Source organism: Xanthomonas sp. NCPPB 3570 (genome assembly GCF_056725115.1).
The window spans coordinates 1,439,896-1,450,436 of the sequence record NZ_CM161513.1 but is presented as its reverse complement, the minus strand read 5'-3'; the positions used below and the strand labels follow the sequence as shown (position 1 = coordinate 1,450,436).

8 protein-coding genes are annotated in these 10,541 nt (G+C 69.3%); 1 reads left to right on the top strand and 7 read right to left on the bottom strand.

All coding sequences use genetic code 11. The annotated features are described in order from the left end of the window. The first annotated feature begins 50 nt into the window (after positions 1-50). Positions 51-2,774, top strand: coding sequence for a TonB-dependent receptor (locus AC1PLR_RS06490; RefSeq protein ID WP_481103547.1), 2,724 nt, complete (start codon positions 51-53; stop codon positions 2,772-2,774). 136 nt (positions 2,775-2,910) lie between these two features. On the opposite strand, the gene rlmH is transcribed toward AC1PLR_RS06490, so the two are convergent. The 7 genes from rlmH to leuS all read right to left on the bottom strand — a co-directional run bounded on the left by rlmH (position 2,911) and on the right by leuS (position 10,335). Further along, positions 2,911-3,381 (bottom strand): 23S rRNA (pseudouridine(1915)-N(3))-methyltransferase RlmH, encoded by a 471-nt coding sequence (gene rlmH, locus AC1PLR_RS06485; RefSeq protein WP_010340439.1) that lies wholly within the window; start codon positions 3,379-3,381, stop codon positions 2,911-2,913. Between the two features lie 22 nt (positions 3,382-3,403). Beyond that, positions 3,404-4,558 carry a J domain-containing protein gene (locus AC1PLR_RS06480; protein WP_481103033.1) on the bottom strand — a complete coding sequence of 385 codons (1,155 nt, stop codon included), beginning with the start codon at positions 4,556-4,558 and terminating at the stop codon, positions 3,404-3,406. Beyond that, complete coding sequence (gene rsfS, locus AC1PLR_RS06475) at positions 4,551-4,970, bottom strand: ribosome silencing factor (RefSeq protein WP_010340437.1); 420 nt, start codon at positions 4,968-4,970, stop codon at positions 4,551-4,553. Before rsfS ends, AC1PLR_RS06480 begins: the two co-directional genes overlap by 8 nt. 56 nt (positions 4,971-5,026) lie before the next feature. Next, on the bottom strand, positions 5,027-5,791 hold the full coding sequence (gene nadD / locus AC1PLR_RS06470) for a nicotinate-nucleotide adenylyltransferase (RefSeq protein WP_481103032.1): 765 nt from the start codon (positions 5,789-5,791) through the stop codon (positions 5,027-5,029). Positions 5,792-5,814: 23 nt separating this feature from the next. Beyond that, positions 5,815-6,849, bottom strand: a complete 1,035-nt coding sequence (gene holA, locus AC1PLR_RS06465) for a DNA polymerase III subunit delta (protein WP_010340435.1) — start codon at positions 6,847-6,849, stop codon at positions 5,815-5,817. Positions 6,850-6,950: 101 nt separating this feature from the next. Next, on the bottom strand, positions 6,951-7,565 hold the full coding sequence (locus tag AC1PLR_RS06460; protein WP_010340434.1) for an LPS-assembly lipoprotein LptE: 615 nt from the start codon (positions 7,563-7,565) through the stop codon (positions 6,951-6,953). Positions 7,566-7,692: 127 nt separating this feature from the next. After that, positions 7,693-10,335, bottom strand: coding sequence for a leucine--tRNA ligase (leuS, locus tag AC1PLR_RS06455; protein ID WP_481103031.1), 2,643 nt, complete (start codon positions 10,333-10,335; stop codon positions 7,693-7,695). Positions 10,336-10,541: the final 206 nt, after the last annotated feature.

The following is a 10,541-nucleotide window of genomic DNA, read 5'->3' as shown; positions in this document are numbered from 1 at the left end:
GGAGAGAAACTGTGAACATCCTGTCCCCTCGGCGTGCAACCCGCCATCAGTTGCTTTGCGCCTCCGTCGCCAGCGCCCTTGCATGCGTGGCCGCCCCCGCGGCCTTCGCCCAGGAAGCGGCCACCAATCTCGACCGCATCACCGTCACTGGCTCCAATATCCCGCGCACCAACACAGAGACGCCGTCGCCGGTCCAAGTGGTGACCCGCCAGGAGATCGATCGCACCGGCAAGACCTCGCTGGGCGAGTACCTGCAGACCTTGACCTCCGATGGTTCCGGCTCGATCCCGAAGAGCTTCGGCAATGGCTTCGCCGGCGGTGGTACGGGTATCTCGCTGCGCGGCCTGGGCGCCGGATCCACCCTGGTGCTGTTGAATGGCCGGCGCATGGCCACCTATGGCCTGGCCGACGACGGCCAGAAAGTCTTCACCGACCTGAGCACCATTCCGCTGGACGCGGTCGAGCGGGTCGAAGTGCTGAAGGACGGCGCCTCGGCGATCTACGGCTCTGACGCGATCGCCGGCGTGGTCAACATCATCCTGCGCAGCGACTTCCAGGGCGCGATCCTGCGCGGTTCCTACGGCCTCTCCGGCGACGGCGACGGCGATGCGCGCAAGGCCACCCTGACCGCCGGTACCGGCGATCTCGCCAAAGACGGCTGGAATGCGTTCTTCAGCCTGGACGTGGGCAAGACCGACGCGATCAAGATCAGCGACCGCAAGGACCGCAAGTGGATCGGCACCGGCGACATCCGGCGCTGGGGCTACGGCAACGATGCACAGTTCCTGGGCGGCGCCTTCCTCAACGGCGGCCGGAGTGGCGGCGTCGGCCCGAACGGCTCGGTGTTCGACAACAACGGGCAACTGGTCGCGCTGCCCGGTTGCGCAGGCCTGACCACGATTCCGGGCCAGAGCGACGCGACGGCGCAGGCGCAGGGCTGCCTGTGGGATCCGGCTCAGCAGTTCCGCGACCTGGCGCCGGAGGAGAAGTACGTCAACGTGTTCGGCCGCGCCAGCTTCGCGTTCGGCGAAGGCGGCGAGATCTACACCGAGATCGGCTACTCGAAGAAGGACACGACCTTCTCCAATACGCCGTCGGGCGTCTCCGGCGGCTGGGGCTACCCTGGCAATACGGTCAACGCCAACAGCGGTGCCGGCGCCACCGTGCTCTACGCCGGCCATCCGGACAATCCGCTGCCCTACGCCGCGCGCGTGCGCTACAGCGCCTGGGACGTGGGTCCGCGGGTCACCGAGAACAACAACGCGTTCAACCGCGTCCTGGTCGGGGTAAAAGGCAACTGGGGCGACTGGAGCTACGACACCGGCTACCTGCACTCCGGCACGGACCTGACCAGTACGCGTACCGGCTTTCTGCGCTACAGCGCCGTGCGCTGCGTGCTGGGCAACCCGGCCTGCCCGGCCGGCACCTGGCGGATCGGCGATAACGCCAACCTCAACTCGCAGGCGTTGTACGACTACATTTCGCCGACCATCAGCGCGCGCGCCAAGTCCAGCCTGGATTCGTTCAACGCCACCGTCTCGCGCAGCCTGATGGATCTGAAGGGCGGCCCGCTGGGCCTGGCAATCGGCACCGAATGGCGCCGCACCAGCAACAGCCTGACCCCGCAGACCTACACCGACGTCGGCGATATCATCGGCCTCGGCTATTCGGCTTATGACGGCGTCCAGAACGTATATGCTGGCTACGTCGAACTGTCGGCGCCCGTGCTGGAGCAACTGGAACTGTCCGCGGCGCTGCGCTACGACAAGTACGACGGCGGCGACGGCAAGGCCACGCCGAAGCTGGGCGTGAAGTGGACCCCGGCGGACTGGATCGCGTTGCGCGCTTCCTACGCTGAAGGCTTCCGCGCGCCCAATCCTGCAGAAAACGGCAAGGGAGGACTTGCGGCGTTCTCCAATGCGACGGATCCGGTGCGTTGCGCAGCCGAGAACACGCCAGCCAACTGCAATGCGCGCTCAGTCGCCATCATCACCACACCGAATCCCAACCTGAAGCCTGAGGAGTCCAAAAGCTATTCGGTGGGCATGGTGCTGCAGCCGACCCGGAGCACATCGCTGACGGTGGACGCCTGGGAAATCAAGCGCACCGACGAGATCGCCGCCAGCGATACCGCCTCTGCGATCGCAGCGGGCAATGTCGTGCGCGACAGCGACCTGATCAACGGCATTCCGGGAACCGGCAGCATCCTGGCGGTCAACACCGCTTACGTGAACGCCTCCTCCTCGCGGGTCCGCGGCATCGATACCGATATTCGTCAGACTTTCGACATCGGGCCTGGTGAGTTGGAAATGGATCTGCAGTGGAGCCACCTGCTGAAGTTCGAACGTACCGATGCCGGCAGCACTGCCGACTATCTCGGCACCCATGGCAACTGCGACGTGACCAATTGCGTCGGCACGCCGAAGGACAGGATCAACTTCGGCACGACCTGGCGCCAGGGTCCGTGGAGCGTCAGCGGCGTGGCGAACTACATTTCCAAGATGGAAAACGTTGGCCAGCGCGGTGGGGACTACCTGTTCAGTTATGCGGACGGTACGCCGGTCAAGAAGATCGCCTCGTTCACCACCTTCGATCTGTCGGGCCGCTGGAACATCACCGAGGCGTTCGAACTGAACGCGTCGGTGCAGAACGTGTTCGACCGGATCGCCCCGCTGGATCCGACCACCTACGGTGCGGTCAACTACAACCCGCTGCATTTCAGCGGCGCGATCGGCCGCTACTTCACGGTGGGTGCGAAGTACACGTTCAACTGATCGCGAGCGTCGCACAGCGATAAGGAAAAGCCCGGGCGCAAGCCCGGGTTTTTTTGTTGCCTGGACGGCGCGCAAGCTTCGGCATCACGCACACCTTGCCGCCACGCACACGCGATCAGCGATCCGCGATCCGCGATCAGGCGCGATGGTAGGGATGATTGGCCAGCATCGCCGCCGCACGGTACAACTGCTCGGCCACCACCAGCCGCACCAGCATGTGCGGCAGCGTCAGCGGCCCCAGCGACCAGGATTCGCTGGCCACCGCCAGCACCTCCGGCGAGTGGCCCTCGGGACCGCCGATCAGGAACGCCAGATCACGTCCCTGTCCGCGCCAGTGTTCCATACGCTGCGCAAGTTGTTCGGAGCTGTGTTGCTTGCCGGGCACGTCCAGCGCCACCACCAGCGCGTTCTTCGGCAGCGCCGCCAGGACCCGGCGGCCTTCGTCCTCGATCGCGCGCTGCGCATCGCGGCCCTTGCCGCGCAGGCCGGGTTCGATCTCGACCAGGTCCAGCGGCAGCCAGTGCGAGAGCCGCTTGCGGTACTCGGCGAAGCCCTGCGCCACCCAGGCCGGGGCGCGCTCGCCGGTGGCGATGAGGCGCGCCTTCATCGCGTCGGCCGCCGCGCGCGCATCATCCGCGCTCCGCCATGAAAGCAGTCTCGGCGGCGTCCTGCGCCTCGAGCGCCGCACGCTGCTCGCGCAACCACTGCTTGAGAGTGGACGGCTGCTGCAGCGCGCGCCGGTCCTCGTCGAAATACGCGATCTCGTCCTGCAACTGGCGCTTGATCTGCGCCATCAGCGCATCCAGGCGCCGCGGCTGCGGGCGGCGCTCCAGGGCCAGCCCGTAGTCGGCCACGAATGCATCGACCACCTGCGCCAGTTCCCGCTCGACCTGCTGCAGTTGCGTGGCGAACATCGCGGCGTAGTCGCCGATCCGCTCCTCGGCCATGGACGCGATGCCGGCGTGGTTCAACTGGCCGATCTCCAGTTGCAGTTCCAGCAGACCCAGCAGATCGTCCTGGCGATAGACGCGGTTGAGTTCCTGCATCAACGCGGTCTTGCGTTCGCGTTGCCGCGCATCGGGTTCGCGGTCCGGATGCAGCGCCGCGACCAGACTACGGTACAGCGCGCGCCGCGCCTGCTGCGGATCGGCGCCGCCCGCGGCCGCGGGGCCCGCGCCGACGCGACGGCGCTTGGCATGCCGTTGCGCACGTCCGTCCGCATGCGCCCGCTGCTGGTGCTGGCGCTGCTGCAGTTGCGCGTACAGCGTTTCCGGAGACGGCAGGTGCTGCAATTCTTCGATGGTCAGGCCGAACTCGGCAGCGAGCGCCGCCTGCATCGCGGCGTCTTGCATGATGTCGCCGCCCTCGCCTTGCGCGCCGCGGTGGCGTGCATGGATCGGCTTCAGCGCCTCGAACTCCGGCTGTTCCAGCAGCGGCGCGGCCAGCGCGCAGAGCGTCTCGGACAAGTCCGCACGCTCGCGCTTGCCCAGCTTGTGCATGGCATGCGCGGCGTCCAGGTCGTGGACCAACTGCGCCTGCGCCGCATCGCGCGCCTGCAGCAGCGGCTCGACCTGCGCATGGAAGCGCTGTTCCCAGCGCGGCAGCGCCTCGCGCCAGTCGCGCAGTTCCTCGCGGGTCCGCTCCAGGCGCTCGATCAGTGCATCGAAGCGCTTGCGCGCTGGTGTGGCCAGCGGCTGCGCAGCGGTGTCGAAACCGACGCGGAACCGTGCGGACGGCGCCAGATCGGACGCGGCCGCAGGCACGCCGGCCTGGCGCTTAGGCATCGCGTGCCGAGTCGTCGCCGTCGTCGTCGCCCGGCGGCTGGTCGCCGACCGTCCACAGCCGCTCCAGTGCATAGAACTCGCGCACCCGCGGCAGCATCACGTGCACCACCACGTCGCCGAGATCGACCAGCACCCACTCGGCCTCGCGCTCGCCTTCCACGCCCAGCGGCATGACGTCCAGGCGCTTGGCGTACTTGATGACTTCGTCGGCGATCGACTTGACGTGACGGGTGGAGGTGCCGGAGACGATGACCAGGTAGTCGGTGACGCTGGACTTGCCGCGCACGTCGATTTCCGCCACGTCCTTGGCCTTGAGTTCCTCGACTGCCTCGCGGACGTGGGCGAGCAGGACCGGCAGCGGCGGCGGCGGATTGGGGACTTGGGTCTTGATGACGTGGGCTTGACTGGACAAAGCGGCGAACTCGATGGAATGGGGCGAATTATAGGCGACCCCGGCAGGACGCGTATTCAGCCAGCGGGACCGGTGCCCGACGCATACAGGCCGTGGTCGCGGATATAGGCCGCCACCGGTGCCGGCAGCAAGGCTGCCCAGTCCTCGCCGGCGGCGATCCGCGCCCGCACCAGGCTGGCCGATTCGCTGCGCAGCGGCTGCCGCAGGCACCACAGCCGGCCGCCCGGCGCGCGGGTCAGTGCCTGCGGCGTCTCCGCCCAGCGTCCGGCCACCGCCTGCGCCAGTTCCGCCGGCACCGCCCGCTCCCAGCCGCTGCCGGCGCGGTCGGCGACAACCAGGTGCGCCGCCTCGAGCAGCGCCCGCCACTCGCGCCAGCCGTTGAAGCCGACGAAGCTGTCGCTGCCGATCAGCAGCGCCAGCGGCGCGTCGGTGCCGAGCTCGGCGCGCAGCTCGCGCACCGTATCGATACTGTAGGACGCCACCCCGGGTCGGGCCTGCGCACGGCGCACCTCGTGCAGGTCCAGCATCAGCCCCGGCGTGTCGGCGATGGCCAGCGCCAGCATCGCGCAGCGCTGCTGCGCATCGGCGCCAGGCGCCGGCCGATGCGGCGGATCGGCCGCCGGCATCATCCGCACCGGCACCCCGACCGCATCCCGCGCCGCCCGCGCGATCGCCAGGTGGCCGTTGTGGATGGGATCGAAGGTGCCGCCGTAGATGAGGTGCAGTGGTGGGGAATCGGGAATGGGGAATGGGGAAGAAGCAACAGCCGCGGGCTGCAAGGTCTCTGGCGTGACCACAGCGCCGCTGTTCCCATTGCCCATTCCCGATTCCCGGCTCCCGGCCGTCATACCACCAACAACCGCACCGCCCGCGCCTCGGCGATCGCCAGCAGCAGGCGCTCCAGGGCGATCCAGGCGTCGCCGTCGGCGCGGCCCTTGGCGATGCGGTCGATGCGGCCGGCCTCGGCGGCGAAGCGCTCCCAGCGGCGCGGTTCGGCGTGGCGCTGCAGGGCGCGCTTGAACGGGGCCTGCCGCGACTCCCAGATGCCCTGCCCCTTCATCTCCGCGGCCAGGTTGCCGCCGGCGGCCTGCACCTTGGCCAGTGCGGCCGTGCGCAGCAGTTCCTTGATCAGGATCGGTAGCAGCGCGGCCACCGCCTCGCCCTCGGCACGCAGGCCGGCGAGCATGCGCCGCACCGCCGGCGCCTGCCCGGCGAGGGTCGCCTCGGCCAGGCGGAACACGTCGTAGCGGGCGGCGTCGGCGACCAGCGACTCCATCGCCGCGACGTCCAGGCCCTGGCCGTCGGCCAGCAGGGCCAGCTTGTCGATCTCCTGCGCCGCCGCCAGCAGGTTGCCTTCCACCCGCTCGGCCAGGCGCTGCACCGCGCCGGCATCGGCGCGCAGGCCCTTGCTGCGCAGGCGCCGCTCGATCCAGTCGCCCAGTTCGTGCGGCTTGATCGCCCAGGCCACGGCGATGGTACCGATGCGCCCGACCGCGTCCGCCCATTTGCCCTGGTGCGCCTTGCTCCATTCGTTGCAGGTGATCAGCAGCACCACGTCCGGCGGCGGATCGGCGCAGAACGCACTGATGACCTCGCCGCCCTCCTTGCCGGGCTTGCCGCTGGGCAGGCGCAGTTCGATCAGCCGTTGCGCGCTGAACAGGCTGGGTGCGTTGAAGCTGGAATACAGCTGGCCCCAGTCGAAGTCGCGGCCGTCGGCGTCGAACACCTCGCGCTCGCCGATGCCGGCGGCGCGCGCGCGGGCGCGGACCGCGTCGGCGGCTTCGAGCACGCGCAGGGTTTCCGGACCGGCGATCAGGTAGACCGGCTGCAGCGGCTGCGACGCCGGCTGGGTGGCGAGTTGTTCGGGACGCAGTTCCATGGCGACAGCCTACGCTGCTGCAGGCGAATGCGGCCAACGCTGCGCGCCTGCAGCGAACGGCGCGGCCGCCGCGTGCGGCGGCGAAGGCAGCAGGGCGAGGCTCAAGGCTGCGGCGTGGTCGCCGGCTTGTCTGCGGCCGGCGTGGCGTCGGCCGGCTTGCCTTCCACCGGCGTGCCGTCGGTCGACGGCGGCGCGGCGTTGACGTCCTTGCCGTCGCGCACCTGCGCGCGCACCACGCTGTCGATCCGGCGCAGCATCGACGCCGACATCTCGCGGCGCAGTTCGTCGGCCAGGATCTCGCGCTCGGTGGAGGTACCGGTGGCGTCGGTCGGCGGCGACACGTAGTCGCGCGACAGCTCGATCACCTGCTGCGGCACCAGCACGCTGCCGTCGGCGCGACGGAACACGAAGATCGCGGCGTAGCGCAGGCTGTACTCCTGGGCGCGGCCTTCGGCGTCGAGCGCGATCGGCAGGTCGCCCCAGCGCTCGGACAGCACTTCCAGGCGGGCCACGCCGGTGTTGACGTCCTTGGGCGCGATCTGCGCGCCGGCTGCGCGCAGGCCGCGTTCGAGCAGCTTGGCCAGCTCGCTGTACGGCGCCGAGGACACCACCTTCACCGACGGCGTATCGGCCGGCAGGGTCAGCTTGTTGCGCAGGTGGAAACCGCAGGCGGTCAGGGACGCCGCGAAGACGAGAGCGAGCAGGAGTCGGGTCATGGACACAGTCTGGAGGAGCCGGCTGGGCGCGGCAACAGGCCGCTAGCCTGCCGCACGTCGCGTGAACGCGGGTTGAGACCTGATGCCACACCGCGCGGCCGCGCTGCGGCCGCCGCGGCGCGCCGGCTCACGCCGCCACCAGGTTCACGATCTTGCCGGGCACGATGATGATCTTGCGGATGCTCAGGCCTTCCAGGAACTTGGCCGCATTCGGCTCGGCCTGGGCCAGCGCCTCGATCTGCTCGCGCGGGGTGTCGGCGCCGACCTCGATGGTGCCGCGCAGCTTGCCGTTGACCTGCACCGCCAGGGTCACTGCGTCGCGCACCAGCGCGGCCGGGTCCGGCTGCGGGAACGACACGTCTTCCAGCAGCGTCGCCGGATGGCCCAGCGCCTGCCACAGCGCGTGGCTGGCGTGCGGGGTGATCGGGTTGAGCAGCAGCACCGCCGCTTCCAGCGCTTCCTGGCGCACCGCACGGCCCTGATCGCCGGTGTCGTCGAACTTGGCCAGCGCGTTGGTCAGTTCCATCACCGCGGCGATGGCGGTGTTGAAGCTATGGCGGCGGCCGTAGTCGTCGGCGACCTTGCCGATGGTCTCGTGGGTCTTGCGCCGCAGCGCCTTGTGCTCGGCATTCAGCGCGGCCGGGTCCAGCGCCGGCGCGGCGCCGTCGGCGACATGCTTGTGCACCTGCGCCCACAGCCGGCGCAGGAACCGCGCCATGCCGTCCACGCCGGCCTCGTTCCACTCCAGCGACTGCTCCGGCGGCGCGGCGAACATCGAGAACAGGCGCACCGTGTCGGCGCCGTACTTGCCGACCATGGCCTGCGGATCCACGCCATTGTTCTTGGACTTGGACATCTTCTCGGTGCCGCCGATCAGCACCGGCTGGCCGTCGCCGCGGTGCACCGCGCCGATCACCCGCGCCTTGTCGTCGCGCTGCACGTCCACGTCGGCCGGGTTGATCCAGTCCTTGGAGCCGTCCGGGTTCTGCCGGTAGAAGGTCTCGGCGATCACCATGCCCTGGGTCAGCAGGTTGGTCGCCGGCTCGTCGCTGTCCACCAGGCGCGCGTCGCGCAGCAGCTTGTGGAAGAAGCGGAAGTACATCAGGTGCAGGATCGCGTGCTCGATGCCGCCGATGTACTGGTCCACCGGCAGCCAGTAGTTGCCGCGCTTGTCGACCATGTCCTTGGCGCCGGGCGAGGTGTAGCGCGCGTAGTACCAGCTCGACTCCATGAAGGTGTCGAAGGTGTCGGTCTCGCGCTCGGCCGCCGCGCCGCACTGCGGGCAGGTGGTCTTGCGCCATTCCGGGTCGGTCTTCAGCGGCGAGCCGGTGCCGCTCAGGGCCACGTTCTCCGGCAGCAGCACCGGCAACTGGTCTTCCGGCACCGGCACCGCGCCGCAGCTCTGGCAGTAGATCACCGGGATCGGGCAGCCCCAATAGCGCTGGCGGCTGACGCCCCAGTCGCGCAGGCGGTAGTTGACCCGGCGCTGGCCCTGGCCCTTGCGCTCGAAGCGCTCGGCCAGCGCTTCGAACGCGCCCTGGAAATCCAGCCCGTCGAACTCGGCGGAATTGACCAGTTCCAGCTCGCGGGTCTTGTCGCCGTACCAGTCCTGCCAGCGGCTCGGATCGTAGCGGCGCTCGTCGTCGTTCTTCGGCGCCTTCAGCGCGATCACCTGGCGGATCGGCAGGGCGTACTTGCTGGCGAATTCGAAATCGCGCTGGTCGTGGCCGGGCACCGCCATCACCGCGCCGGTGCCGTAGCCCATCAGCACGAAGTTGGCGACCCACACCGGCACCTGCTCGCCGCTGATCGGATGCACCGCGGTCAGGCCGGTGTCCATGCCGCGTTTTTCCTGCGTCTCCAGTTCCGCCTCGGAGACGCCACCCTGCTTCAGCTCGGCCAGCAACGCGGCCAGCTGCGGATTGGATTTGGCCGCATGCAGCGCCAGCGGATGCTCGCTGGCGATGGACACGAAGGTCACGCCCATCAACGTGTCCGGGCGCGTGGTGAACACGCGCAGCGGGTCCAGCGCACTGCCGTCGGCGTCGCGCACGTCGAACTGGATCTCCAGGCCCTCGGAACGGCCGATCCAGTTGCGCTGCATGGTCTTGACCGATTCCGGCCAGCCCGGCAGCTGATCCAGGCCGTCCAGCAGTTCCTGCGCGTAGTCGGTGATGCGCAGGAACCACTGCGGGATCTCGCGCTTTTCCACCAGCGCGCCGGAGCGCCAGCCGCGGCCGTCGATGACCTGCTCGTTGGCCAGCACGGTCTGGTCGATCGGGTCCCAGTTCACCACCGCGTTGCGGCGGTAGGCCAGGCCCTTGCGCATCAGCCGGGTGAACATGCGCTGCTCGTGCACGTAGTACTCGGGCCGGCAGGTGGCGAACTCGCGCGACCAGTCGATGGCGTAGCCCAGCGACTTGAGCTGGCTGCGCATGTGGTCGATGTTGGCGTAGGTCCACTTCGCCGGCGCGGTCTTGTTCTTGATCGCCGCGTTCTCGGCCGGCAGGCCGAACGCGTCCCAGCCCATCGGCTGCAGCACGTTCTTGCCGATCATGCGCTGATAGCGGCTGATCACGTCGCCGATGGTGTAGTTGCGCACGTGGCCCATGTGCAGTGCCCCGGACGGGTACGGCAGCATCGACAGGCAGTAGAACTTGGGCTTGTCGGAGGTCTCGTCGACCTCGAAGGCGCGGGTGGCGTCCCAGAACTGCTGGGCGGAGGATTCGACCTGCTGCGGGTCGTAGGCGGTGGGCTCGACGGCGGACATGGAAACGGGCAAGGGCCAGGCGGCAACAAAGCGGCCAAGGGTACCGTAGCGCGGCAAGCCGCTCCAATCCCGGCGACGGACGGCAGTGGCGCGCAATGGCCGCGCGCGCGCCGGCAGGCGCAGGAACCGCCGCTGCAGCGGCGTCGGCGCGAGGGCGAGCGCGGCGGACCCCGGCCACGGCAGCGCCCGCCGCGCCGGCCAACTGC